The 24,026-nt window shown below is 65.8% G+C and carries 23 protein-coding genes and 1 tRNA gene; 12 read left to right on the top strand and 12 right to left on the bottom strand.

Annotated features, from left to right (window positions below):
- Positions 1 to 35: 35 nt before the first annotated feature.
- From nagZ to E8L99_RS16675, 4 genes are read right to left on the bottom strand one after another with little or no spacing between them, the layout of a single operon-like run.
- A complete protein-coding gene (gene nagZ, locus E8L99_RS16690) occupies positions 36 to 1,100 on the bottom strand; it encodes a beta-N-acetylhexosaminidase (protein ID WP_137100606.1) in 1,065 nt (354 codons plus the stop codon).
- Between the two features lie 6 nt (positions 1,101 to 1,106).
- Entirely contained in the window at positions 1,107 to 3,014 is a 1,908-nt protein-coding gene (locus tag E8L99_RS16685) for an SPOR domain-containing protein (protein WP_168201704.1), read from the bottom strand.
- Between the two features lie 47 nt (positions 3,015 to 3,061).
- Positions 3,062 to 4,816, bottom strand: coding sequence for an arginine--tRNA ligase (argS, locus tag E8L99_RS16680; protein ID WP_137100604.1), 1,755 nt, complete (start codon positions 4,814 to 4,816; stop codon positions 3,062 to 3,064).
- A 30-nt stretch (positions 4,817 to 4,846) separates the two neighbouring features.
- Positions 4,847 to 6,064 carry a deoxyguanosinetriphosphate triphosphohydrolase gene (locus E8L99_RS16675; RefSeq protein WP_137100603.1) on the bottom strand — a complete coding sequence of 406 codons (1,218 nt, stop codon included), beginning with the start codon at positions 6,062 to 6,064 and terminating at the stop codon, positions 4,847 to 4,849.
- A gap of 131 nt (positions 6,065 to 6,195) precedes the next feature.
- Here E8L99_RS16675 and erpA point away from each other — a divergent pair, with 131 nt between their 5' ends.
- Positions 6,196 to 6,525, top strand: coding sequence for an iron-sulfur cluster insertion protein ErpA (gene erpA / locus E8L99_RS16670; RefSeq protein ID WP_137100602.1), 330 nt, complete (start codon positions 6,196 to 6,198; stop codon positions 6,523 to 6,525).
- 3 nt (positions 6,526 to 6,528) lie between these two features.
- Here erpA and E8L99_RS16665 read toward each other — a convergent pair whose 3' ends face one another.
- Positions 6,529 to 7,137 carry a pyridoxamine 5'-phosphate oxidase family protein gene (locus E8L99_RS16665; protein ID WP_137100601.1) on the bottom strand — a complete coding sequence of 203 codons (609 nt, stop codon included), beginning with the start codon at positions 7,135 to 7,137 and terminating at the stop codon, positions 6,529 to 6,531.
- A 56-nt stretch (positions 7,138 to 7,193) separates the two neighbouring features.
- Here E8L99_RS16665 and xth point away from each other — a divergent pair, with 56 nt between their 5' ends.
- Positions 7,194 to 7,976: an exodeoxyribonuclease III gene (gene xth / locus E8L99_RS16660; protein ID WP_137100600.1), complete on the top strand. Its 783-nt coding sequence runs from the start codon at positions 7,194 to 7,196 to the stop codon at positions 7,974 to 7,976.
- 4 nt (positions 7,977 to 7,980) lie between these two features.
- On the opposite strand, the gene E8L99_RS16655 is transcribed toward xth, so the two are convergent.
- The 4 genes from E8L99_RS16655 to E8L99_RS16640 form a co-directional block, all read right to left on the bottom strand.
- The gene (locus tag E8L99_RS16655) at positions 7,981 to 9,357 is read right to left on the bottom strand and encodes a cytochrome P450 (protein ID WP_137100599.1); all 1,377 of its coding nucleotides are present in this window, start codon (positions 9,355 to 9,357) and stop codon (positions 7,981 to 7,983) included.
- Positions 9,358 to 9,364: 7 nt separating this feature from the next.
- Complete coding sequence (locus E8L99_RS16650; RefSeq protein WP_137100598.1) at positions 9,365 to 10,183, bottom strand: tetratricopeptide repeat protein; 819 nt, start codon at positions 10,181 to 10,183, stop codon at positions 9,365 to 9,367.
- On the bottom strand, positions 10,170 to 11,897 hold the full coding sequence (gene ilvD / locus E8L99_RS16645) for a dihydroxy-acid dehydratase (protein ID WP_137100597.1): 1,728 nt from the start codon (positions 11,895 to 11,897) through the stop codon (positions 10,170 to 10,172). The genes E8L99_RS16650 and ilvD overlap by 14 nt, the downstream gene beginning before the upstream one ends.
- A 348-nt stretch (positions 11,898 to 12,245) precedes the next feature.
- The gene (locus tag E8L99_RS16640) at positions 12,246 to 15,038 is read right to left on the bottom strand and encodes a valine--tRNA ligase (protein WP_137102157.1); all 2,793 of its coding nucleotides are present in this window, start codon (positions 15,036 to 15,038) and stop codon (positions 12,246 to 12,248) included.
- Between the two features lie 155 nt (positions 15,039 to 15,193).
- On the opposite strand from E8L99_RS16640, the gene E8L99_RS16635 reads away from it, so the two are divergent.
- Complete coding sequence (locus E8L99_RS16635; protein WP_137100596.1) at positions 15,194 to 16,405, top strand: MFS transporter; 1,212 nt, start codon at positions 15,194 to 15,196, stop codon at positions 16,403 to 16,405.
- A 3-nt stretch (positions 16,406 to 16,408) separates the two neighbouring features.
- Here E8L99_RS16635 and E8L99_RS16630 read toward each other — a convergent pair whose 3' ends face one another.
- The 3 genes from E8L99_RS16630 to E8L99_RS16620 form a co-directional block, all read right to left on the bottom strand.
- Positions 16,409 to 17,089 carry a PopZ family protein gene (locus E8L99_RS16630; RefSeq protein ID WP_137100595.1) on the bottom strand — a complete coding sequence of 227 codons (681 nt, stop codon included), beginning with the start codon at positions 17,087 to 17,089 and terminating at the stop codon, positions 16,409 to 16,411.
- 186 nt (positions 17,090 to 17,275) lie between these two features.
- Positions 17,276 to 18,715, bottom strand: coding sequence for a TolC family outer membrane protein (locus E8L99_RS16625; RefSeq protein WP_215907006.1), 1,440 nt, complete (start codon positions 18,713 to 18,715; stop codon positions 17,276 to 17,278).
- A 140-nt stretch (positions 18,716 to 18,855) separates the two neighbouring features.
- Positions 18,856 to 19,515: a protein-L-isoaspartate O-methyltransferase family protein gene (locus E8L99_RS16620; RefSeq protein WP_137100594.1), complete on the bottom strand. Its 660-nt coding sequence runs from the start codon at positions 19,513 to 19,515 to the stop codon at positions 18,856 to 18,858.
- Between the two features lie 169 nt (positions 19,516 to 19,684).
- Between E8L99_RS16620 and E8L99_RS16615 the strand changes: the two genes are divergently transcribed.
- The 9 genes from E8L99_RS16615 to E8L99_RS16575 all read left to right on the top strand — a co-directional run bounded on the left by E8L99_RS16615 (position 19,685) and on the right by E8L99_RS16575 (position 24,014).
- Positions 19,685 to 19,758 (top strand) — tRNA-Cys (locus E8L99_RS16615).
- Positions 19,759 to 20,115: 357 nt separating this feature from the next.
- Entirely contained in the window at positions 20,116 to 20,391 is a 276-nt protein-coding gene (locus E8L99_RS16610) for a hypothetical protein (protein ID WP_137100593.1), read from the top strand.
- Positions 20,392 to 20,407: 16 nt separating this feature from the next.
- Positions 20,408 to 20,590, top strand: coding sequence for a hypothetical protein (locus tag E8L99_RS16605; RefSeq protein WP_137100592.1), 183 nt, complete (start codon positions 20,408 to 20,410; stop codon positions 20,588 to 20,590).
- A 268-nt stretch (positions 20,591 to 20,858) separates the two neighbouring features.
- Positions 20,859 to 21,023, top strand: coding sequence for a helix-turn-helix transcriptional regulator (locus tag E8L99_RS24150; protein ID WP_391527496.1), 165 nt, complete (start codon positions 20,859 to 20,861; stop codon positions 21,021 to 21,023).
- Positions 21,020 to 21,412, top strand: coding sequence for a hypothetical protein (locus E8L99_RS16595; RefSeq protein WP_137100590.1), 393 nt, complete (start codon positions 21,020 to 21,022; stop codon positions 21,410 to 21,412). The genes E8L99_RS24150 and E8L99_RS16595 overlap by 4 nt, the downstream gene beginning before the upstream one ends.
- Positions 21,409 to 21,771 (top strand): hemerythrin domain-containing protein, encoded by a 363-nt coding sequence (locus E8L99_RS16590; RefSeq protein ID WP_137100589.1) that lies wholly within the window; start codon positions 21,409 to 21,411, stop codon positions 21,769 to 21,771. The genes E8L99_RS16595 and E8L99_RS16590 overlap by 4 nt, the downstream gene beginning before the upstream one ends.
- A 93-nt stretch (positions 21,772 to 21,864) precedes the next feature.
- Positions 21,865 to 22,470: a hypothetical protein gene (locus E8L99_RS16585; protein WP_137100588.1), complete on the top strand. Its 606-nt coding sequence runs from the start codon at positions 21,865 to 21,867 to the stop codon at positions 22,468 to 22,470.
- 35 nt (positions 22,471 to 22,505) lie between these two features.
- Positions 22,506 to 23,453: a hypothetical protein gene (locus tag E8L99_RS16580; protein ID WP_137100587.1), complete on the top strand. Its 948-nt coding sequence runs from the start codon at positions 22,506 to 22,508 to the stop codon at positions 23,451 to 23,453.
- Between the two features lie 27 nt (positions 23,454 to 23,480).
- Positions 23,481 to 24,014, top strand: coding sequence for an LbetaH domain-containing protein (locus E8L99_RS16575; RefSeq protein ID WP_137100586.1), 534 nt, complete (start codon positions 23,481 to 23,483; stop codon positions 24,012 to 24,014).
- The last annotated feature ends 12 nt before the right edge of the window (positions 24,015 to 24,026 follow it).

Raw genomic sequence — 24,026 nt, 5'->3', positions numbered from 1 at the left:
TGGGCCGGGCAAAGTCCAAAGGCTTGTCGAAAAATTCAGACGCTGAGCGCGTGGCCCGCCGCGAAGGCTGTGGATGACGCAACCTCCGCGCGCTTCAGGATGTCGAAGAAGCGACTGGCGGCTTCCGGCTGATCGAAGGGCTCGACCTCGTGGCGGATGCGGGCGAGTGCCGCCTCCGCGCGCCGGCGTGCCTTGCCGGCGAGCACGGGTGTGGCCGAGGCGACCTCGACCATCTCGGCGAGCTTGCCGTTGCAGTGGAGGCCCATGTCGCAGCCGGCGGCAAGAGCGGCGCCGGTGCGCTCGGCGAGCGTGCCGGACAGCGCGTTCATCGAGAGGTCGTCGGTCATGACGAGCCCGTCATAGCCGATGGAGCCGCGGATGATCTGGCGCATCACCGTGCGCGAGGTGGTCGCCGGGCGCTTGGCGTCGATCGCCGAATAGACGACATGGGCGGTCATCGCGAGCGGCATGTCGGTCAGGGTGCGGAACGGCTTGAAGTCGGTCGCTTCCAGCGTCTCGCGCGCGGCATCGACGACCGGCAGTGCAGCATGGCTGTCGGCCCCTGCCCGTCCGTGGCCAGGAATGTGCTTGATGACCGGCAGGACGCCGCCGGCCATCAGGCCCTCGGCAGCCGCCCGTCCAAAGGCTGCCACAGGGTCCGGGCCCTCGGCATAGGCGCGGTCGCCGATGATGTCGTGGGCGCCGGGAACCGGCACGTCGAGCACCGGCAGGCAGTCGACATTGATGCCCAGCGCCTTCAGGTCATGCGCGATCAGGCGGGCGCCGAGGCGCGCCATCTCGCGGCCGAGCATGGGATCATTGGCGGCAATGCGGGAGAAGGTCCGGCCTGCCGGATATTTCGGCCAGTGCGGCGGTCCGAGCCGCTGCACCCGGCCGCCCTCCTGGTCGATCAGGACGGGCGCGTCAGCCCGCCCGCTGATCGCGCGGAAACTGTCGACGAGGCGTCGGATCTGGTCGGGATCGGCGCAATTGCGCCGGAACAGGATGAGGCCCCAGGGATCGAGATCGCGGTAGAAGGCGATCTCGTCAGGCGTCAGGGCTGTGCCGGCACAGCCGAGGATCACGGCATGGACGGCCATGATCGCTCAGTTGATCACGCAGGAGCCGCCGGATGACTTCAGCCGTTCGCAGAAGCTCTGGGCCTCGGCGCGGGAGAACGGGCCAACCCGCAGGCGATGCCACGTACCGCGGCCCGGGATTTCCGCCGACCGGATGTTCGGCTGGCGGCCCTGCAGCACCGAATAGCGGCGCTGGGCGCTGGCAAAGGCGTTGCGCGCCTCGCTCTCCGACTGGTGCGACGAGATCTGGACGAAGCTGCCGGAACCTGACGTCGAGGCGGTGGTCACGGGGGCCGCCTGAGTCTGTTGCGGAGCGAGCGCGGCGGTGCGCTGGGGCGCCAGGCTCAGCGGCGCGTTGGCCGCGGGCACGACCGAGCGCTGGGCAGCCTGCTGCTGGCGATTGGCTTCAGCCTGGGCCGGCGGAATGATCCGCTGGGTGACGACCGGGCGGGGCTGCGGCGCGGGCGCCGATGCCGGCCGGGCATCTGCGGCGGCCAGGGCGGGCGCTGCGGCCTGCGGCTGGGCCGGGGCGCTCGGCACCACGGACATGGGTGACGGGCTGGACACCGGCAGGCTGGATACGGGCGACGGGCTGGCCACGAGCGGGCTCGACACCGCCGGACGCAGTGCCTGGCCGGACAGCGCATTGTCGGGACCGACCGGAACGGTGCGGACGCGGCGCGGCTCCTCGCCGGGATTGATCGGTTCAGGCCCGGTCTGGCGCAGGGCCACGATCGACTGGGGCGAGCCGCCTGGAACCGGCACGGCCTGGACATTGCGAATGGGTGGCTGGCCCGGATCGATGACGCTGCCGATCGGCGCGGGTGTGGGCGCTGCGGGCGCGGTTGCCAGCGGAATGACGCGGGGTTGCGGCGGAACCTGAACCTGGGATGCCTGCTCGCGTGGGGTGACCGGACGCTCCTCGCGGGACACGACGCGCTCGCCACCGGGAACACGATCGGTCACCGGCTTCGGGTCCTGTGCCTGCTGCACGGGGACGCGCACCGGCTCGGGATTGGCGCGCACGGTGCGCGGCTCACCGGCCATGCCGGCCGAACCGGTCAAGGCACGGTAACCAAGGACACCGCCGCCGCCGAGAACAGACAGGCCGACCACGGCCAGAACCGCGGTCACGCCAGCACGGCGCCTGCGCGGTGCAACCGGCTCGGAATAGTCGATGTCGCGCGCCGGGACGTGAGCATCGTCGGCATAGGCGGGCTCAGAGGCCGGAGCCGCAACGGCGGCCGGACGTGTGACCTGCCAGGCAGCGGCTCCCAGGCCGACAGCGGCGGCGCCTGCGACGGCATAGGGCGCGATCCCGGCGGACTGCGCATAGGCCTCGTTCTGACGGCCGTGACCGGACGGCTGCGCTGCGGCATCGTGCTCGCGCAGCAGCCGCTCCAGTTCGTCGATCTCGTTGCCGATCTCGGGCTGATAGGTGCCACGCAATCCCTCGGACGCCGGCGCCGCAACATGGCGATCCTCGTCCTCGTCGAACATCGGCTCATGCTGACCGACGGCCTCGGCACCAGGCGCCGGAGCAGCGGCCGGACGGCCTGCGGGATGATGACCGGCACCGGACCGGGCGTAAGTCTCAAGCTCGGCCTCGAGATCGTCCCAGTCGACGGCCTCAGGCTCGCCAGCACCGCTCAGCGGCATGGCGGGAATATCGATCTCATCCGCATCATCGTGATGATCGGCACCGGCCGCCAGCGGCGGTGCACTCTCGAAGGTCGGTTCGGTGCGCGCGGCATCGCCGCGCGTCCGGGCCACACTCTTCAAGAGATCGGCATAGGAATTGTCCTGCCCCATGATGCGGGCAAGCTCGGCCAACGGATCGCCCGCAGGCGCCCTGCGGACGGGCTCCGCTGGCTCGTCCTGGCGCTCGTAGGCGTCATAGTCGCGATAGCTGCGCACAGTAGAATCGTTGGCCATGGGCCTCGCCGTCGGTTGGCCCCGCGACATTAGCACGCGCGGCGCGATCAACGCATCTCTTCGACGGCCTCAACACCAAGGATCGCAAGTCCCGACTTCAGAACGGCCACGATACCCTGGACCAGCGCAAGGCGCGCCGTCGTCATTAGTGGATCATTTTCGATAATGAAGCGTAAATGCGGCGAATCTTTTCCCCTGTTCCACTGCGAGTGGAAGTCGGAGGCAAGCTCGTAGAGGTAGAAGGCGACGCGGTGCGGCTCATGGGCCTGGGCCGCCGTCTCGATCAGGCGCGGGTACTGGGCAAGCCTCTGGATGATGCCAATCTCGCCGGAATCGTCGAGCCTGGCGAGCTCAGCGTCACCCAGCGCCGATGGCGACAGATCGAGATCCGGCATGGCCTCCCTGGCATTGCGCAGGATCGACCGGCAACGGGCATGGGCATATTGGACGTAGAAGACCGGGTTGTCCTTTGACTGCTCGACGACCTTGGCAAGGTCGAAGTCGAGCGTCGCATCATTCTTGCGATAGAGCATCATGAAGCGGACGGCGTCCGGACCGACCTCCTCGACAACCTCGCGCAGCGTGACGAAGTCGCCGGAGCGCTTCGACATGCGCACAGGCTCGCCATTGCGGAACAGGCGGACCAGCTGGACCAGCTTGACGTCGAGGCTCGCCTTGCCACCGGAGATCGCCTTGATCGCCGCCTGCATGCGCTTCACATAGCCGCCGTGATCGGCGCCCCAGACGTCGATCTGGGATCCGAAGCCACGCGCCGCCTTGTCCTGGTGATAGGCGATATCGGAGGCGAAATAGGTGTAGGAGCCGTCCGACTTCATCAGCGGACGGTCGACATCGTCGCCGAAGGCCGTCGAGCGGAACAGGGTCTGCTCGCGCTCTTCCCATTCGTCGTCATCGGCGCCCTTGGGCCGCTCCAGCACACCCTCGTAGATGTTGCCCTGGGCGCGCAGGGTCTCGATGGCCGCGCGCACCTTGTCGACCGGGGCCTGCAGCGAGCGTTCCGAGAAGAAGACGGCGTGACGCACGTTCAGAGCGGCCAGATCGCCGCGGATCTCCGCCATCATCAGGTCGATCGCCGCATCCCGGCAGATCGGCAGCCATTCGACTTCGGGCGCATCCAGCAGGCTCCGGCCATGGCGAGCGACGAGTTCCTCGCCAACCGGCTTCAGATAATCGCCGGGATAGAGCCCCTCCGGGATGGTGATCGTCTCGCCGAGCGCCTCGCGGTAGCGCAGATAGGCCGAGCGGCCGAGCACCTGAACCTGGGCGCCGGCATCGTTGATGTAATATTCGCGGGTGACCGAATAGCCGCCAGCGTCCAGAAGGTTCGCCAGCGCATCGCCGAACACCGCGCCCCGGCAATGGCCGACATGCATCGGGCCGGTGGGGTTCGCCGAGACATATTCGACATTGACCATCTGCCCGTTGCCGACCGCGCCACGGCCAAAGCCCTGGCCTTCGCGGACCGCGGCCTCGAGCACCTTCGGCCAGACACTCTGCGTGAGGGTCAGGTTGATGAAGCCCGGGCCTGCAATGTCGACCTTGGCGACGTCGGGCAGAACGGCAAGCTTGGCCGCGATCTTGTCGGCAAGGTCGCGCGGCTTCATGCCGGCATCCTTCGAGAGCACCATCGCCGCATTGGTCGCGAGATCGCCGTGGGTCGGATCGCGCGGCGCCTCGACCACGACGCGATCAAGGGCGGCCTGCCCCAGAACGATGCCGTCGGCGGCAAGCGAAGCCACGGCCTCGCGGACATGGGCGGTGAAGGCAGCGAAGATGTTCATTCCGGACCCTGAGATAGACGGAGGCCGGCTCTACCGCAGATCGGGAGTGCGATCAAACAGCCGGCGGTGCTCGTCGAGCGCGTAGCGATCGGTCATGCCGGCAATGAAGTCGGCGACACGGCGCGCGCGGCGGGCTTCATCGAGGTCGGCGATATCCGCCGACCACAGCGGCGGCATGGCGACGGGGTGATCGAAGAAGGCCTTGAACAGGTCCTTGACCACCATCGCCGCCTCGCGCCGGACCGGGATGACCCGGGCATGGCGATAGACATTGGCGAATAGGAAATCCTTGATGCCGCGGTCATAGTCGCGGATCTGCTCGGAGAACTGGACCAGCGTGCGACCACAACCGCGGATGTCATCGACCGTCTCAGGTTGCACCTCGGCGATGGCACGGGTCGCCTCGGTGATGACGTCCTCGACCAGCCGGGTGATCACCCGCCGCGTCAGTTCGTTGATCTCGCGCGCCTTGTCGAGAGCCGGATAGAGGTCTCTGATCTGTTCCAGGAAAGCTCCGGCTAGCGGAACCGCGTGGCCGAGGTCGTCGAGGGCGAAGAGCCCAGCCCTCAGGCCGTCGTCGATATCGGCCGCGTCATAGGCGATATCGTCGGCAATGGCCGCAGCCTGCGCCTCGGCGCTGGCATGCGAGCCAAGATCCAGCGGATTCAGCGCGTCATATTCGAGGATTGCAACGGGAATACCGCGTTCGCGATATTTCGGGATCGGCTGGCCGTCCGGTTCGAGCAGCGGGCCATTGTGCTTGACCAGCCCCTCCAGGCTCTCCCAGCAGAGGTTGAGCCCGTCGAAGCCGGCATAGCGCCGCTCCAGCCGGGTGACGATGCGCAGCGACTGGGCATTGTGGTCGAAGCCACCATAGGGCCGCATGACCTCGTCGAGCGCGTCCTCACCGGTATGGCCGAACGGCGTGTGGCCGAGATCGTGGGCGAGCGCCAGGGTTTCGGCCAGATCCTCGTCCAGACCCAGCGCCCGGGCGAGCGAGCGGGCGATCTGCGCCACTTCGATCGTATGGGTCAGCCGCGTGCGGTAATGATCGCCCTCGGGGGCGACGAAGACCTGGGTCTTGTGCTTCAGCCGCCGGAAGGCCGTCGCGTGCACGATGCGGTCGCGGTCGCGGTGAAACTCGGTGCGGGTCGGCGAGACCGGCTCGGCGACCAGCCGGCCCCGGCTCTGCCGTGAATCCGAGGCATAGGGCGCCAGTGGCGGATAGAAGTAGCTCGCGACGGCCATGCGATCCCCGAACGGGCACCAATTGCGGGCAGATGTACCCGTTGACCCCTGCCACAGGCGCACATACCTATTGGGCATGGCTCCTGCAAGGAGCGAAGCCGTGTTTCCGGCCTTGAACCGGGGAGACAGACATGACCGAAGCCGTCACCGTCACCGATCGCGCCGCCGAGCGCATCTCGAAAATCCTGGGCACCGAGCCGCCTGGATCGATGCTGCGCATCTCGGTGGAGGGCGGCGGGTGCTCCGGTTTCCAATATAAATTTGATTTCACCACTGACCGGAACGACGACGATCTGGTGATCGAAAAGGCGGGCGCGACCGTCCTCGTCGACGAGATTTCCCTGCCCTATATGGCCGGTACCCGGCTCGACTGGGTGGAAGACCTGATCGGCTCGGCATTCAAGCTGGAGAACCCCAACGCAACCGCAAGTTGCGGATGCGGCACGAGCTTCACCGTCTGAAGCTCAGTAGAGCGTCTGCTTGTGGCGCTCTTCCAGACCATTGTCATACTCAGCCCCGCCAGCCTGGCCCGCCGAGGCGCCCTTCAGCATATCCCCGGCCGAAGGCAGCTCCCGCCTTGAGCGGTGGCGCGCAGCGTCCCAGAGCGCGGAGCGGTGGAGCGCCCGGGCACACTGGAAGAACACCTCTGTGATGGTGATGACGAGCGCGGTCACCGGGATCTTGCCGTCCACGGCGTAGCGGCCAAGCAGAGCTGGATCAGCGGAGATGCGCGCCGTCCCGTTGAGGCGCAGGGTCTCGTTGACCCCAGGAACCAGGAACAGCAGGCCGACGCGCGGGTCGCGGACCACATTGCGCAGGCTGTCGATGCGGTTGTTGCCGCGCCGGTCGGGCATGACCAGGGTGCGTTCATCAAGCACATCGACGAAGCCCGGCGCATCGCCGCGCGGCGTCGCATCAAGGCCCTCGGGGCCGACCGTCGCCAGCACGCAGAACGGCGAGGCCGCGATCAGGGCCCGGTATTCCGGCGTGAGGCTGGTGGTCTCCTTCAGAACGGAGGCCTCTCCCACCGTGCCATAGAGGGCCTTCAGATCCGCTTCCGTGTCGATCCACATCGCCCATGTCCCCCCGGTCGCGCTAAGGTGGTCGAAGCCAGAATCGCGAGAGCGCCATGATCATCGCCACGTGGAACGTCAATTCCATCAAGATCCGCGTCGAGAACACCATCTCCTGGTTGAAGGAGCGCAACCCCGATGTCGTTTGTCTGCAAGAGCTGAAATGCGTCGACGAGGCGTTTCCGCGGGAGGCCTTCGAGGCGGCGGGCTACAATGTCGCGACCCATGGGCAGAAGACCTACAATGGCGTGGCGATCCTGTCGAAACTGCCGCTTGAGGACGTGACCCCTCGGCTTCCTGGCGACGATGCCGACGAACAGGCGCGCTATCTGGAAGCGGTGGTGTCGACACCGGCGGGCGCCGTGCGGATTGGCAGTCTCTATCTGCCGAACGGCAATCCGCTCGGCACGGAGAAGTTTCCCTACAAGATCGGCTGGATGAACCGCCTGATCGCCCATGCCCGCAACCGGCTGACGCTCGAGGAGCCGTTCCTGCTGTGCGGCGACTACAATGTCATTCCCATGCCTATCGATGCCAGGAACCCGAAGGACTGGGTCAATGACGCCCTGTTTCAGCCGGAATCCCGTGGCAAGCTGCGTGAACTGGCGGCGCTCGGTTTTACCGATGCCATCCGCGCCTGCGACACGTCCGCGGAGCTTTATTCGTTCTGGGACTATCAGGCGGGCGCCTGGCCCAGAAATAATGGCATCCGGATCGACCATCTGATGCTGTCACCCCAGGCCGCCGACCGGCTGGTGACGGCTGGCATCGACAAGCATGTGCGCGGCTTCGAGAAGCCGAGCGACCACGTGCCGGTCTGGTGCGAGATCAGGGTCTGAGGCTCTAGCGCCGCGCGACCGTCATCGGCATGCCGCCCTCAGGGCGAAGCGTCAGCCGCGTCGTCGGCATCGGCCGGTGGTCCGGGATAGGCGTGAAGCGGACGGCGCGCATCAGGGTCGCGAAGATCACGACAGCCTCGATCTGGGCGAAGGCCGCGCCGATGCAGATGCGCGGGCCCGCACCGAACGGCAGATAGGCGCCACGGTGCAGCGCGCGGGCGAGATCGGGCCGGAACCGCTCGGGCGCGAAGGCTTCCGGCTCGTCCCACAGGCGCTTGTGGCGATGAATGGCGTAGACCGGCACATAGACCGGCATGTTGGCGAAGATCTGGTCCTCGCCGAGAGTCGTCGCCTCGGTCGAAATGCGCGGGATCAGCGGCGCCGGCGGATAGAGCCGCATCGCCTCCTGGATCACCTGCTTGCAGTAGACAAGCGCCTCGACATGGGAAGCCTCGATCGGGCCATCACCAGCAACCGATGCCACCTCGTCCAGCACCTTGCGCTCGACCTCGGGGGCATTGGCGGTCAGCCAGATCGCCCAGGTGAGTGCCAGCGCGGTCGTCTCATGGCCGGCGACGACGAAGGTCAGGAGATTGTCGGCCAGTTCGGCATCCGTCATGGCGCGGCCGGTCTCTGGATCCTTGGCGGCGATCATGAAGTCGAGCAGATCCGGCACCTCACCGGGATGGGCCCGGCGCTCGGCGACGACGCGCGCCATCTCCTTGCGCAGGAAGCCGTTGCCGGCGCGGGCGCCCTTGCGGCCTGGATAGGGGACCCATTGCGGCAGGCCGAGCACCGCATAGGCCGCGACCCAGCCGATCGTATCGAAGTAGCGGGTGATCTCGGTGCCGAAGCGCTCGATGTCGAAGCCGCCCCTGCCCGACAGCATGGTCTCGACGATCACATCGAAGGTCGTCTTCATCATCGCCTCGGCGATGTCGACCGTCCCCTGGCCCTTGCCGGCGAGGTCCCGGGCCGTTGCCTCGGCGGCTTCCGCGAAGGCCGGCACAAAGCCGAGGATGGTGCCATGGCGGAACGGTGGGGATGAGGCCCGGCGCTGCCAGCGCCAGTCGGCGCCCTCGGCCGTAAAGATCGACTTGGTGCCAACGGCGGCTCCGATGGCCCTCTGGACAATCGGCGCCTTGGGGAAGATGTCAGCCTTGCCGACAAGCACATCGTCAACGGCGGCCGGATCCATGACGAACAGCAGCGGCCGACCGGCAAAGTCGAGGCGCATCGAGCGTTCCTCGAAGAGCGCTCGCGGCCAGGTCTCGAGAGGGTTGCGGATCAAGGTGCGCAGGAAGCGCCAGGGGCCAAGCCGCTCTGCGGGATGATCGAGCCCCTGAGGAGCGAAGCGCGCCTGGATGTCCTGCGCGTTCATACCGTCCTCAGCGCCTTGGCGCCGTCTTGAGCCAGGCTTCCACCATGCGCAGCGCCACGCCGCGCTCATCATCGGAGGCCGACCGCATGGCCTCGTCATACATGACAGTGACCCAGGTATCCTCTTCGCTCGCCGCTTCCTTGGCCAGCGTCAGGAACATCAGGCCGCGCGGTGCCTGGCGCGGCACACCGGCGCCGGTGAACAGCATGTGGCCAAGCACGGCCTGCGCCTTGTAATGGCTTTTGCCGGCGGCCAGCGACAACCAGCGCGCCGCCTGGCGGGGATCGCGCGTGGTCCCCTGCCCTTCGAGCAGCAGGCGGCCAAGGCGGAACTGGCCATCGGCGTCGCCGAAGGTGGAGGCCGCGTAGAAATAGAGTTCGAAGGCCCGCTGCGGATTGGCCCGCACATAGGTGTTCGGAATGCCTTCGATCAGATAATTGCCCATCGCCACGAAGGCGGACGAAATGAACCGGGCGTCCGGCGAGTTCGGGCTTTCGTCGCCGCGCTCGATTGTGATGCGGCGGAAGGTCTCGAAGGCCTTGAGGTCGTTCTGGGCGACGCCGTCGCCGTCCATATACATCCGCCCGAGCTTCCAGGCGGATGCGGCATGGCCACCATTCGCGGCGAACTGAAGCGCCGACACCGCTTCATCCGTCCGGCCGTCGCGCAGCGCCCGCGCGCCTGCCCGGAACGCTTCCAGCGGCGAGCGGTCGTCTGTGCGCGGCACGCCATCGAAGGCAAGCGCACCCGTCGGCACGGCGGGGCTAAGAGCCACCACCAGCGCCAGGACGAATGCGCGAACCTTGAAGGCGTCAGACATCGGCATAGACGTGCTTTTCCCCTGCCGCACCCGGGTGGGTCACGGCTCCATCGACCGCTGGGCCGACCTGCTGAGCGTATTTCCAGATGGCGCCCGACCCGTACTCGGTGGGTTTCGGGCCCTGCCACTCCTTCTTACGCGCCCGCAATTCGGCGGCCGTAAGGCGAACTTTGAGCGTTCCTTTGACGGCATCGATCTCAATCATGTCACCGTCGCGAAGAAGCGCGATCGGACCGCCGACCTGAGCCTCCGGCCCGACATGGCCGATGCAGAAGCCACGGGTCGCACCGGAGAACCGGCCATCGGTGATGAGCGCCACCTTGTCGCCCATGCCCTGGCCGTAGAGCGCCGCCGTGGTCGCCAACATCTCGCGCATGCCGGGGCCGCCCTTGGGGCCCTCATAGCGGATCACGATGACCTCGCCGTCCTTGATGGTGCGGGCGGTGACGGCTGCGAAGCACTCTTCCTCGCGGTCGAAGCAGCGGGCTGGCCCCTTGAACCTGAGCTTCTTCATGCCAGCGACCTTCACGATCGCACCGGCAGGCGCCAGATTGCCCTTCAGGCCGACGACGCCGCCGGTCTTGGTCAGCGGCTTCGACGTCGGATAGACGACATCCTGGTCCGGGTTCCATTTCACCGAAGCCAGGTTCTCGGCAATCGTGCGGCCGGTGACCGTCATGCAGTCACCATGGAGGAAGCCGCCGTCGAGCAGCGCCTTCATCAGAAGCGGAATGCCGCCTGCCTCGAACATGTCCTTGGCGACATATTTGCCGCCTGGCTTCAGGTCGGCGATGTAAGGCGTCTTCTTGAAGATCTCGGCGACGTCGAACAGGTCGAACTTGATGCCGCACTCATGCGCCATGGCCGGCAGATGCAACGCCGCATTGGTCGACCCGCCCGAGGCGGCGACCACGGTCGCGGCATTTTCCAAGGCCTTCCTGGTGACGATATCGCGCGGGCGAATGCCCTTGGCGATGAGTTCCATCACCTTCTCGCCGGCGGCGTAACAGAAGGCGTCGCGGATATCGTATGGGGCCGGTGCGCCGGCCGAATAGGGCAGCGCCAAGCCGATGGCTTCCGACACAGTCGCCATCGTGTTGGCGGTGAACTGGGCGCCACAGGCGCCGGCGGACGGCGCGCCGACGCGCTCAAGCTCGTCCAGGTCTTCGGCCGACATCTCGCCGACCGAATGCCTGCCGACCGCTTCGAACAGATCCTGGACGGTGACCTGTTTGCCGCGGAACGTGCCTGGCAGGATCGAGCCGCCATAGATGAAGATGGACGGCACGTTGAGGCGCACCATGGCCATCATCATGCCGGGCAGCGACTTGTCGCAGCCAGCAAGGCCGACCAGCGCGTCATAGGCATGGCCACGCATGGAGAGCTCGACGGAGTCGGCGATGATCTCGCGCGAGGGCAGCGAGGCCTTCATGCCCGCGTGGCCCATGGCGATGCCGTCGGTGACAGTGATCGTGCAGAACTCGCGCGGCGTGCCCTGCGCGGACTCGACGCCCTTCTTCACCGCCTGAGCCTGACGCATCAGCGCAATGTTGCACGGAGCCGCCTCGTTCCAGCAGGTCGCAACGCCAACGAATGGCTGGTGGATCTGCTTGGAGGTAAGGCCCATCGCATAGAGGTATGAGCGATGGGGAGCGCGGCTCGGACCCTCCGTGACGTGCCTGGACGGAAGCTTCGCCTTATCAAACGTCGGTGCGGTCATTTCGTTCCCCATGACTGTGCCGTCATCGCTTCCGCATGGAGAAGCGTTGGGGAAAGACCTGACATCGACCGGAGAGCTTGAAAAGGCATCAACTCGACTGACCACGCCTGCGAAAAGAGAGCGCCCATGCCGAAATCCCAGCATTTGCAGGGAAACTCGTCGCTTTGGGCTGTGGCGGGATTGCGGCGGATTATGGTGAACAATGGCTGCGGCCATACGCAGTTTTGAGGTGTTGCAAAAAGGAGACGAAAACAGCGCCCCGCGCGATAAGGCAGAGGCACCGACAAAGAGAAAGGCGCCGGTGTTACCTGGCGCCCCATGTCGATCTGTCAGATGGTCAAGAAGGAGTCAGGCGAGGTCGCTGAGCCTTGCCAGCGCGGCTTCCACCTTGGCCTTGCGCTCCACCGCTTCCGCGCGCTTGTCGCGCTGTTCATCGACCACGTCATCAGCGGCGCGCGCCATGAAGTTCGGATTGTTGAGCTTGGCATCGCAGCGCGCGATGTCGCCCTCGGCCTCCTTGAGCGCCTTCCCGAGACGGACGGTCTCGGCGGCGACATCAACGATCCCGGACAGCGGCAGCGCGATGGTCTCGCCTCGGACGACGATCTGCACCGAGCCCTTCGGCGCGGCATCAGCCTTGGTGACGTCGGACAGACGGGCCAAGCGATTGAGCAGGTCGCCATAGCGGACAGCACGCTCCTGGGTCCGTGCCGAGGCACCCACCAGAACCAGCGGCAGTTGCGCGCCGGGCGCGACGTTCATCTCGGCGCGGATCGAGCGGATGGCGGTGATGGTGTCGACCAGCCAACCGATCTCGGCCTCGGCCTCCGGGTCTTCGAGACCGCTCAGGACCGGCCATTCTCCCAGCGCCAGAACCCCTGCACGCGCCGGCCCTTCCTCTCCCGTCACTGCCCACAGTTCCTCGGTAATGAAGGGCATGAACGGGTGAAGCAGTTTCAGGATCTGGTCGAGCGTCCAGGCGGTGGCCGCCCGGATCTCGGCCTTTGCGGCTTCGTCGCTGCCGGTGAACACCGGCTTGGCGAATTCGAGGAACCAGTCACAGAAGATGTTCCAGACGAAGCGGTAGGCGGCGCCTGCAGCTTCATTGAACTTGTAAGTCTGGATGCCGGCCTCGATGTCACCGACCGCCTTGGCGGTTTCGCCGACGATCCACTTCGCCAGCGTGGACTGCACCTTGGCCGGATCGAAGGTCGCAACCCGCTTGCACTCGTTCATCTCGGCGAAACGAGCGGCATTCCAGAGCTTGGTCGCGAAGTTGCGATAGCCCTCGACACGGCTGGTCGCGAGCTTGATGTCGCGGCCTTGCGCTGCCATGGCGGCCAGAGTGAAGCGCAGGGCGTCGGCGCCGAACTGGTCGATCAAGTCGAGCGGGTCGATGACGTTGCCCTTCGACTTCGACATCTTGGCGCCCTTCTCGTCACGGACGAGGGCGTGGATGTAGACCGTGTGGAACGGCGTCTCGTCCATGAAACGCTCGCCCATCATCATCATGCGGGCGACCCAGAAGAAGATGATGTCGAAGCCGGTGACCAGCACGTCCGTCTGGTAGAAGCGCTTCACTTCCGCCGTGTCATCTGGCCAGCCGAGCGTCGAGAACGGCCAGAGCGCGGAGGAGAACCACGTGTCCAGCACGTCCTCGTCGCGCTTCAGGAAGTCGCCGCGGTTCTCGGGTTCGCTGGCGAGGCGATAGGCCTGATCTTCCGTGAGGATTTCCTCCTGCACATAGATCGGCAAGGCGGCCTCGTAGGCTTCGTCCTCGCTCGCCTCGACGAAGACCTTGCCGTCGGGCCCGTACCATGCCGGGATCTGGTGGCCCCACCACAGCTGGCGCGACACGCACCAGGGCTGGATGTTCTCCATCCATTCGAAAAAGGTCTTTTCCCAGTTCTTCGGCACGAAGACGGTACGGCCCGAGCGCACGGCTTCGAGCGGCGCCTGAGCCAGCGTCTTGGCGTCGACATACCATTGGTCGGTGAGGAAGGGCTCCACCGGCACACCGCCGCGATCGCCATGCGGCACGGTGTGGCGGTGCGGCTCGATCTTGGCGAGGAAACCGCCCTCCTCCATGATCTTGACGATCAGCTTGCGCGCTTCGAAGCGATCAAGACCGTGCAACTGGCCCCAAAGGTCCTGCTGCAGCGGCGTGGCCTCGAGGCCCTCAAGAAAGTCCTGATTGTCCGTGAGATCGACCTTGGCCTCGACGGTGAAAATGTTGATCGCCCTGAGGTCGTGGCGCTTGCCGACCTCGAAGTCGTTGAAATCGTGCGCAGGCGTGATCTTCACGGCGCCGGAGCCCTTTTCCGGGTCGGAATATTCGTCGGCGACGATCGGAATCAGCCGGCCGGAGATCGGCACCACGACATTACGGCCGATCAGTTCGCGGAAGCGCTCGTCATCGGGATGAACGGCCACGCCGGTGTCGCCGAGAAGCGTCTCGGGACGGGTCGTCGCCACCGTCACATAGGTCGACGGGTTCTCGGCATCATAGGCCACGCCCTCGACGGGATAGCGGAAATACCAGAGGTTGCCGTTGACCTCGGTCTGGACGACCTCAAGGTCGGAAATGGCGGTCAGCAGCTTCGGGTCCCAGTTGACCAGCCGCTTGTCCTTGTAGATCAGCCCCTGCTTGTAGAGATCGACGAACACCTTGAGCACGGCCTTGGACAGGCCCTCATCCATGGTGAACCGCTCGCGTGACCAGTCGCAGGAGGCGCCGAGGCGCTTCAACTGGTTGACTATCGTGCCGCCGGATTCTTCCTTCCAGGCCCAGACCGACTTCAGGAACGCCTCACGGCCCATGGTGCGGCGGTCGGTCTTGTTCTCGGCAGCCAGCTTGCGCTCGACCACCATCTGGGTGGCGATGCCGGCGTGATCGGTGCCGGGCTGCCAGAGAACGTCCTTGCCGCGCATGCGCTCGTAACGGCAGAGCACGTCCTGCAACGTGTTGTTGAGCGCGTGGCCCATATGCAGCGAGCCGGTGACATTGGGCGGCGGAATGACGATGCAGAATGGATCGGCGCCGGCGCGGTCGGCCCGACCGGCCTTGAAGGCCTCGGCTTTTTCCCAGGCCGCCGACATGCGGGCCTCGATATCCTTCGGCGTATAGGTCTTCTCGAGCATGGCGTTCCGGTCGGTCGGGGCGTCGGCGCGGACGGCGCTCAGACGCGGCATTGTCGGGGAGCGCACCAAAGCCGCGCTGCCGGCCAGAAGTCAACATTTCTGCCATGCGCCCTCGCCGCTTGCCGTTGCGCAAGCCTTGACCGCATAGCTGCCTGATGGCGGTTGCAGCGATTGATGACGAGACGGGCGCCGTTCCCTGGCGGGCGCTGTTCGTGCTGGGCATGGCGTCCTTCGCCTCGTCTTCGGCACTGCGCTTCTGCGACCCGCTGCTTCCCAAGATTGCCGATGCCTTCCAGACAACGCCCGGATCGGCGGCGATCGTCGTCACCACCTATTCGGTGGCCTATGGCGGGTTCCAGCTGCTGACAGGACCGCTCGGCGACCGTTACGGGAAGGTGCGCATGATCGCTGCCGGCGCCTTCCTCTGCGGGCTGTTCACGCTGTTTTCCGCCTATGCGACCAGCCTCGGCCAGTTGGCGACGTTTCGCTTCCTCGCCGGCCTGACGGGCGCCGCGATCATCCCGAACTGTCTGGCCTTCATTGGCGACACCATCCCGTTTGCCCATCGCCAGGCCGTGATGGCGCGCTATGCCATGTTCATGAGCATGGGGGCCATCAGCGGCCAGGCGATCGGCGGCCTCCTGGCAGATGCCTTCGGATGGCACGCGGCCTTTGTGCTGGTCGGGACATTGCTGATCCTTGCGGGTGCCGTGCTCGGGGTCCAGCTCAGGGTCAATCCCGTCTTGTCGCGCCGGACTGCTGTTCCGGAGGGCGGTCTTCGCGGTGCATTCCTGCAGATCCTGCAGATCCGCACGAGTTCTGCAGCCCGTCTGCTCCTCGGCACGGTCACGCTCGAGGCAGCCATCCATATCGGTGCCATGGCGTTTGTCGGCGCGCATCTGCGCCAGGCCTATGGCGTCAGCTACACGGCGATCGGCCTCCTGACGGCGCTCAGCGCCGCGGGTGCCGCATCCTATTCGCTATTCGCACCGATGTTGCTGCGCCGCTTCGGCCAGCAGACACTGGTCGGCAGTGCGGCATTCTTCCTGATGGCCAGCTTCGGGCTGCTTGCGCTGACGCCGCCGCTCTGGGTTGTCGCGATCGCGCTGACTGCTGGCGGACTGGGCTTCGTCCTGCTGCACAATTCGCTGCAGAGCAATGCGACGCAGATCAATCCGGAAGCCCGCGGCGCGGCGCTCTCAACCTTCGCCTTCTCGTTCTTTGCGGGGCAAACGGTCGGGGTGGCAGCGGCCAGCTGGATCTACGACCATTTCGGCGCGCCACCGCTGTTCACGATGGCGGCGATCCTGATGCCAATGCTGGTGTTCTGGTTCCGCTCGCGGCTTGGCGCCCTCTGGGCGCGCTGAGGCTCAGCGCTGCGGGCCGCCGCGCGAGACCCGCTCGATCTCTGCCCGGACAAGACGCTCCACCAGTTGCGGCAGATTGTCATCGAGCCAGTTCTTCAGCATCGGCCTGAGCATGTCCTTGATCAGGTCTTCGATGGTGCGGGCATTGTTCGACAGCATGGTGTTGGCGAGCGACCCGAAGGCCGCGCCGACAGCAGCATGGGCATCCGCCGACAGCAGCGGCTGACCGGCAGCAACCGGTTCGGGCGGCGGCGCATAGTGACGCTGCGGCGGTGGCGGCGGGGGCTCAACCGCATCCATGAACGCGATATCGGCCCGCTGCGCGATCGGCTTGATCATGCCGACCATGTCCGGCACCGCATCATCCTTGGTGAGTTCAAGGATGTCGGGCTCGGGGGCCCGGGGCGGCGGCGGCGGAGGTGCTGCCTTGACCACTGGCGGCGGAGGAGGGGGCGGCGGTGGCTCCGGCTCCACGTCCATCGCATCGAAGCCTGCGAGCAGCGCGTCGATATCGTCCTGGGATTTCGGGGCCTCTTCGGCAGCGGCAGGCGGCGCAGCGGCAGGAGGCGCGGCGGCCGGGGCCTTGGCTGCCGGCTTCTGAGGCTCGTCATCGGCGATGATCCGTCGAATCGAGGCCAGGATTTCCTCCATCGACGGTTCGTTTGCCTTGGCCGCCTGTGACATCCAATTCCTACCTTGCAGCCGCTGATCGATGGCCGGTGCGAAGGCACGGGGCGCAGCCGGAATCGATGCGAATCAACAACTGGAACTATGCACGGGAGTCGTGCCGCGGCCAATCGTAAGGCCCGCCAACGGTCTGTCAGCGGGCCTTACGATTGGGGATAAAGATTTAAGAGACTCTTGCGGCGGTCAGCGACCGTCCGGCGTCCGCACGCCTGACCACAGATCGCGCACCTGCTGATAATGCTGGGTCGGATCGAATATCTCGGTGGCAAGGGCCAGACGCGAACCGTTGAGGCGGCCCATGGCGGAGAGAACCGAGTAGGACAGCACGACCCGGTCGCGCTGGGCGCGAACGAGAGCAACGCGCGCTTCGGTGAGGTTCTGGGTCGCATTCAGCACGTCGATGATCGTGCGCTGACCGACCTTGTATTCCTCGCGGATACCGTTGACCGCAATCTCCTGGGCACGGACCTGAACCTCGGCGGCCTGGATCTGTGCCTTGGCAGCAGCGAGCGCTGCCCATGACTGCGAAACGGCCTGCCGGACGCTCGCCTGAGCCGTCTCGATCTGGATGCGGCGCTGGCCAAACGTTTCCTTGGCCGAGCGAATCGTCGCGTAATCGCGGCCACCGTTGGCGAAGATCGGAATGGTGAGCGTGACGCCCACATTGGCCGACATCGACTGGCCGCTTGTCTGGGCCTGCTCGGCAGCCCTTGTCAGGGTCGCACTCAAGCCGAGCGTGGGATAAAGTGCAGATTCAGCGATACGCACTTGGAGAAGCTGTGCGTCAGCACCGTGCCGGGCGCCTCGAATCGCAGGATGCTCGGACTGGCCGGCGATGATGGCCGGCTCCAACGCGCCCGGCAGCAGCCGTTCGATCGTACGGGCGGGCGACAAGCGAGCGGGAGGTGTTCCGACCTGCTGTACATAAACCGACCGCGAGTTAGCCAGATCGGATTCGGCGCCGCTTGCGGTTGCAACGGCGGCCTGCAAGGCCGATTCCGCAAGCGCCACATCCGTACGCGTCACTTCACCGACCGAGAAACGATCGCGCGTCGCGCGGAGCTGCTCGCGAAGCACCTCAACATTGCGTCGCCGCAGGTCGAGCACGGCCTGCTCGCGCAGCACGTTCATGTGGGCCGTAGCCGAAGCGAGCAGAACAGTCTGTTCGGTATTTCGGAGCGTTTCCCGGGCCACCATCACGTTCTGGTCGGCTTGTCGAACCGTGTTGGTCGTCCGGTTGCCGTCGAAAAGCGGTTGAGTAACCGATAAGGACGCGGCACGCGGAAATGTGCGCACCGTGGACTGGGCGCCACTCAACGGGCTGTTGGTGTAGGGCGTAGCTCCGCGGCTCGACTCGGCATATTGCCCGGCAGCCGTCACGGTCGCGGTGACCGACGGGCGGTAGCCCGAAAGGGCAGCCGGTACGCCTTCGTTGGCCACACGAACGCCGGCGCGAGCGGCATTCAGGTCTGGATTGTTGCGGTACGCCTGAATGAGCGTCTGCTCGATGGATTGGGCCCGCGCGGAAGCGGAGAGCGCGATAGGCGAAAGGATCGCGGCGGAAAGTAGCGCCGCGGAGCCTACACGATTCAACGTGGCTCCGGTCATACGAAACACCTGCATTTTGGCGTCACTCCGGGCTGTCCGCCACTGCCCAGAGCCTAATGATTGATTCGTTAACGAAATCACGAAAGCGATGGAAGGCCCGCGATGGCTTAGGCCACGTTAAGTCGGCGAGTGCGGTGCGAAAGACACACTCTTTGTCAGAAAATGAACTCGCGTGTGGCGGCAAAGCCGGGCAGAGCCGGAATGGCGGCATCGAAGACCTGCCGGACACTGATTTCGCTGCCGAGGCGGCTGTGCACCAGACATTTCGCCGACCGCCCCTTGCCGACGACGGCCACCAGGCGCCCGCCCTCAGCCAGCTGGCTGGTGAGCGCGGACGGCACGATTTCGACGGCCCCCTGCAACAGAATGACGTTGAACGGCGCCATGGCCTGAGCGCCAGCTGCAAGCGGGCCCTCGATCAGCTCCACATTGGTGAGACCGGCCAGATTTTGGCGGGCCAGACCTGCGAGCGCGCCGTCTTCCTCGAGAGCCACGACCCTGGCGGCGAACTGAGAAAGAACCGCGGCGGAGTAGCCGGTTGCCGTGCCGACATCGAGGACGGATTCGCCGGGCTCGATCGCCGCGGCCTGAAGCATCTTTGCAAGCGCCATGGGCTCCAGAATGTAGCGCGGCGTGCCAGTGCCATCGGACACCATGACGTCATCGTCGATATAAGCGAGATCACGCCGGCCCTCTGGCACGAAGGTCTCGCGCGGGACGGACGACAGGGCGTCGACGATTCTGTGGTCGGTGACGTCGTTCACGCGAATCTGCGTGTCGACCATGGTTCTGCGGGCGCGCGCGTAATCGATCATCGCGATGTCCTCGAAGCGCCGCACTCAGATGGCCGCGCTGTTTCGTCTTAGCGGGTGTGCCGGACGGAAGGCAAGGCACCTCGTCCGTCCTCCAAGCTCGGTTGCGATGCCGGGATCACCATGCTAGAGCGAGCCCACTCCGCGCCGGCTTGCCGGCGTTACCTCGGACGGCCTCGTGGCGGAGTGGTTACGCAGAGGACTGCAAATCCTTGCACCCCGGTTCGATTCCGGGCGAGGCCTCCACTTCCTTCCCCCAACCCATTGAAAACGCTGAGTTTCTCGACCTTCGCCGACCCCCTTGTGTCCTTCCTTATGCACTGGGGACCAAATGCGGACGAAGATCGAGACTCACGCCATGCCCGGCGGAATCACTGAGGGCACCGCGCATATCGGCGCGCACCGTTTCCAATTCGCGGCCCATGCGGCGAGCGTCTTCAAGCTTCATGACGAATCGGGCGCTTGCTTGCCGGTCCATGATGGGACCGGCTTTGAGGTCGCGGCGCGCATTGAAAGGGCCTTGGGCGACATATGGCGGCAGCACCTTGCAGGTGCCCGCATGCAGTCGGCTGCAGTTGGGCAGGCGGCACGGCGGAGCGTGCAATGAGCGAGACCGTCCGCGCCATCAACTTTCTGTCAATCGTCGTCGCCACTGGCTTCGGTGGGTTGATCCTAGGACCGCTTGGCCTTGTTCTAGGCTTCTCTGCCTGCCTTGCCGTGTTGCAGGCCGTGAACGGCAGCCGCGCCCTTTGGGCCGCGATCCTGTCGGCCAATGTCTACACGGCCCGCAATCCTGTCGGCGCGGCCATCATCGCCGCGACGTCGCTCATTGCCGGGGCCGCGATCGGCCTCGCTCCCTTCAACTCTTATCGCGGGTGAACCGATGCCTGTAGCAATGACGATCGAGGTTTGGGGCTTCTCTTTTGAGGAGCTTTCAGCAGAGGCCAAGTCCCGAGCCCGGGCATGGTTCATCGAACACAGCGCCCCCGAAGAAGGCGATCCGGTCATTCTGGTGACTGACCATATGATTTCGGCGGCTGGGTTCCTCTGGTCGGAGGACGGGCGCTTCCTGCGGTAACCCCCGCGCTCACATAGTTGGCCCGACAAGGCTCGCCCGGCACCCCGCCGCGCGGGCCTTTCGTTTGATGGCGCACAATGTAAACACGGATTACACCGCAGTGATGCAGAAATGACACCGTGTCACTATACTTGCCCTGTGCTCAATGATATTCTTCCGTCCATAGTCATCTGAGGTCTTATGTACAGCCTCAGCGCTCTATGGAGAGTGTCTCTTGCCTACAGTCGTTAAGGAAATCGAATCTCCTCTTCTTCCCGCTGGCAAAGCGATGGAAGCTTTGCATGTTTCGCGTGGCAAATTCTATGATTTGCTGAACTCAGGTCAGCTGAAGGCCGTCAAGATGGGTGGCCGGGCATTCGTCCGGGTGAGCGAGATCCACAGGTTCTGCGAAAACCTCCCGGCATATACCCCGCGCACGGGAGCGGCAGCATGAGCAAGCGCAAACAGACGGCCCTGATCCCCGCTGCCGAGGCCGCGCTCGCCGCAAGCCTCCCCGCTGGCGTCCGTTACCTCATCACCCCGGCCACGACCCTTGCCCTTCATGGGGCGACCGAACGCCTGCAAGAGGTGATCGAAGACGAACTGTTCGGTATCTCCCTATTTGTCGGGGCTCAACTCCGTCTCATGGCGGGTGCCGAGGCGAACGAAGAGGCATTGGCGACCCTGTCCAAGGCGCTCCTCGGTGCCGCCATGTCCGGCCTCTCGACTGAGCTTTGGTCGGAAGCCTCGGCTGAGGTCAACGAGCCCGGCAGCCGCCGCGCCCTCGAAATCGCCGAAGCCGTCAACGCTCAGGCGCCGCGCGATCGACGGAGCCTGTCATGACCCTGCAGATTGACGGCCTAGACCTCGACCACGACGCGGCGCGGCGCCTCGCCGATAGCCCGGCAGGCCGGGCGCTCACGAGCGCTGTGCAGGCCTTCGCTGCGGCGTTGCCTTTGGACGCCCTTCGCAAGCACCACGATGAGCTTCGCGAGATCATCGAACGGCACGAGCGGGCCGAAGAAGAGGCCGCGCGCCGGGCCGAACCTCAGCCCCAACCCGGCAAGGTCAGGTTGGAAATCAGCCCCGCCAGCGACCCCGGCACGCACGGCTTCATTCTTGAGACGTCGAGCGACCTTGTTATCGCGGCGATTGAGGGCGACCCCGGCGCCGCTTGGAACATCACGGTGCGCGGCCTCTAGGTCGCGCCCCTTCCCCTCCACCGGGCATGCGCGGCCCACAAGCTTGAAGATTGACGACGGCGCACGGAGACCCAGAAGACCGGACACACCACCATGCATGCCCCTGCCCTCGCCGACCTCATCGCAGCCGCCGACCGCCTGAAGGCCCGCGCTGCCCGCCACGGCTACACCATCACCCCCGCCTCTATCGTCTCGCTCCTCGCCAATATCGCGCGCCGGGCAGGGCTCGAGCCGGACGCCCTATCGCGGCGACTCACCCAGTCCATAGGCCCAGACGCGGCCCGGTGCCCTTACACGGTGACGGAGTGGCTTGTGGCTCGCGATGCCGAGCGCTGGCGGGAAGAGAACCCGGAGGAGACCCGGGCAATCGAGATCCAAAGGACCGGCGGCTGCCGCTGGGCTCCCATCCAGGTTCGGGGCCGGACCTTCGCCCGCCTTGATGCCAACCTCTCCCGTCACGCCCTGATCCGTGGCGAGGCAAAGCCGGGCCGCGTCGGCGAGATCCTCGACCATGCGCGCCGCGCCTGTCGCGCCGCGGTCGGCCCCATCGAAGCGGCGATCGTGGTCGGGTTCCGGCTGGCGATGAGGCTTGATGCCGAGCGCATCAGGGCCGTTCTCGGATCCTCCGCCGTCTGGTGCGGCATGGCCCGGCCCGATGGCGAGACGCTCGCGACCTACAGCCGACACAACGCCTTCTGATCGCGGCAGCCCCGCGCACCCTTCAAGGAACCCTGATGCAGATCGACCCCCATTTCTGGGACCGCAACCCCCATGTCATCCCGCACCTGCAGGCCTTCGGGCTGGAGCATGCCTTCGCCTTCACGTCGCGCGGCCTCCAGATCCTGCGGACCCGGCACGGCCTGCCCTACAGCCTGTGGTCTGTTCGGGACTTTCTGACCATCGGCCCCGGCGCGAAGACGATCGACGTCATCGGCGACGGCTTCACCTGCAAAGCGGAAATCAGGGCTCTGTGGCAGGCGTGGCCCGGCAAGAGGATCTTCCCGGCGGGTGTCCTGTTCACCCCGGATCTCGCACCTGGCGATCAGGGGCTCTTCTGGAACAGCTGGAGCGGCTGGGCCGTGGCGCCGGATGGTCGGGCCGATTGGTCACTGATCGAGCGCTTTATCCGCGACCGGATTGCCAGCGGATCAGAAGCCCAGACCGCCTATGTGCTCGATTGGCTGGCTCAGATGGTGCAACGCCCGGCGGAGCGGCCCGGTACGGCACTGGTGCTTGAAACCGGCGACAGCGACGTGCCCTTGCTCTTGGCCCGGATCATCCGTCGCCTTGCCGGTTCGCACAGCTACAACGTCGATCCGATCCTCTATGGCGGTCCTATCCCGTCGCGCGACCTGCTGATCGGTCACGCGACGCTAGCTCTCGACACCGGCACCAAGCCGCGACTGGCGAAGCTTCGGCGGTTGCTGGCAGGCGAGGCCGTGCGGCCGCAGCGGGATTACCGGCCTCAGATCAACTACCAGCGCTTCATGCTCTCCGCCGCGCCGGGGGCTACCCCGGATTGGCCTGAGCTAGTGCCCATCACGGCGGGCCGGTTCGGGCGCACGCTGGACGAGTTCAACGCCATCGAGGCCCAGCTGGAGACGGGCGCCGGGGGCTTCCTCGCTCACCTGATGGGCCGAGATCTCAGCCGGTTTGATCCGCGCGCGTCGATAGCGGCTTGATCGCAACCCCTCACAGAACAGGAGAACATGACCATGGATTACGGGTGCAACAAGGTCGACGCGTTGCGGCAACAGGGGTTCCGAATTGGTGCCGCTTGCTTCATCCACCTTGCGGCCCAGATCGATCAATCGGCGGTGATCGGCGACGGTTCCGAGGTTCACGCCCATGCCCTAGTCGACCGCGGCGTGGTCCTAGGCCGTGGCGTCAAGGTCGGTCGGGGTGCAACAATTCGCAATGGCGCGACGATCAGCGATGGCACGGTCTTAGCCGCCGAAAGCGTGGTGGCGGCAGGGGCGCAACTGGGCGCCGGGGTCCGCGTCGGAGGACAGTCGGTCATCGGCCTCGGCGCGCGCGTGTTGGACGGTGTCACCATCTCCGGACCGGTCAAAGTCGGCCCCGGCGTTACCATCGGGCGCGGCGCTAGGCTGGGGTGCAGTCCGGCGCGCAGCGTGATGGATCTCCAGCGTTGGACGGTGCGCGGAGACGTCCCAGACGCGGCATCGATTGAGACTTTCGAAGATTACCAGCGTTTCGCCAAACGGGTCGAGTTCACGGCGTAACCACGAGACCAA

The organism is Phreatobacter aquaticus, assembly GCF_005160265.1.
GTDB classification, from domain to species: domain Bacteria; phylum Pseudomonadota; class Alphaproteobacteria; order Rhizobiales; family Phreatobacteraceae; genus Phreatobacter; species Phreatobacter aquaticus.
This window is presented reverse-complemented; position numbering and strand designations above follow the sequence as displayed.

Coding starts and splice junctions, on each gene's coding strand:
- E8L99_RS16625 (WP_215907006.1), bottom strand. CDS start 18,715: ATGCAGGTGTTTCGTATGACCGGAGCCACGTTGAATCGTGTAGGCTCC.
- E8L99_RS16610 (WP_137100593.1), top strand. CDS start 20,116: ATGAGCGAGACCGTCCGCGCCATCAACTTTCTGTCAATCGTCGTCGCC.
- E8L99_RS16575 (WP_137100586.1), top strand. CDS start 23,481: ATGACCATGGATTACGGGTGCAACAAGGTCGACGCGTTGCGGCAACAG.
- E8L99_RS16605 (WP_137100592.1), top strand. CDS start 20,408: ATGACGATCGAGGTTTGGGGCTTCTCTTTTGAGGAGCTTTCAGCAGAG.
- E8L99_RS16630 (WP_137100595.1), bottom strand. CDS start 17,089: ATGTCACAGGCGGCCAAGGCAAACGAACCGTCGATGGAGGAAATCCTG.
- nagZ (WP_137100606.1), bottom strand. CDS start 1,100: ATGGCCGTCCATGCCGTGATCCTCGGCTGTGCCGGCACAGCCCTGACG.
- E8L99_RS16635 (WP_137100596.1), top strand. CDS start 15,194: ATGGCGGTTGCAGCGATTGATGACGAGACGGGCGCCGTTCCCTGGCGG.
- xth (WP_137100600.1), top strand. CDS start 7,194: ATGATCATCGCCACGTGGAACGTCAATTCCATCAAGATCCGCGTCGAG.
- E8L99_RS16595 (WP_137100590.1), top strand. CDS start 21,020: ATGAGCAAGCGCAAACAGACGGCCCTGATCCCCGCTGCCGAGGCCGCG.
- E8L99_RS16665 (WP_137100601.1), bottom strand. CDS start 7,137: ATGTGGATCGACACGGAAGCGGATCTGAAGGCCCTCTATGGCACGGTG.
- E8L99_RS16585 (WP_137100588.1), top strand. CDS start 21,865: ATGCATGCCCCTGCCCTCGCCGACCTCATCGCAGCCGCCGACCGCCTG.
- E8L99_RS16620 (WP_137100594.1), bottom strand. CDS start 19,515: ATGATCGATTACGCGCGCGCCCGCAGAACCATGGTCGACACGCAGATT.
- E8L99_RS16640 (WP_137102157.1), bottom strand. CDS start 15,038: ATGCTCGAGAAGACCTATACGCCGAAGGATATCGAGGCCCGCATGTCG.
- argS (WP_137100604.1), bottom strand. CDS start 4,816: ATGAACATCTTCGCTGCCTTCACCGCCCATGTCCGCGAGGCCGTGGCT.
- erpA (WP_137100602.1), top strand. CDS start 6,196: ATGACCGAAGCCGTCACCGTCACCGATCGCGCCGCCGAGCGCATCTCG.
- E8L99_RS16580 (WP_137100587.1), top strand. CDS start 22,506: ATGCAGATCGACCCCCATTTCTGGGACCGCAACCCCCATGTCATCCCG.
- E8L99_RS16650 (WP_137100598.1), bottom strand. CDS start 10,183: ATGCCGATGTCTGACGCCTTCAAGGTTCGCGCATTCGTCCTGGCGCTG.
- E8L99_RS16655 (WP_137100599.1), bottom strand. CDS start 9,357: ATGAACGCGCAGGACATCCAGGCGCGCTTCGCTCCTCAGGGGCTCGAT.
- ilvD (WP_137100597.1), bottom strand. CDS start 11,897: ATGACCGCACCGACGTTTGATAAGGCGAAGCTTCCGTCCAGGCACGTC.
- E8L99_RS16685 (WP_168201704.1), bottom strand. CDS start 3,014: ATGGCCAACGATTCTACTGTGCGCAGCTATCGCGACTATGACGCCTAC.
- E8L99_RS16590 (WP_137100589.1), top strand. CDS start 21,409: ATGACCCTGCAGATTGACGGCCTAGACCTCGACCACGACGCGGCGCGG.
- E8L99_RS24150 (WP_391527496.1), top strand. CDS start 20,859: ATGGAAGCTTTGCATGTTTCGCGTGGCAAATTCTATGATTTGCTGAAC.
- E8L99_RS16675 (WP_137100603.1), bottom strand. CDS start 6,064: ATGGCCGTCGCGAGCTACTTCTATCCGCCACTGGCGCCCTATGCCTCG.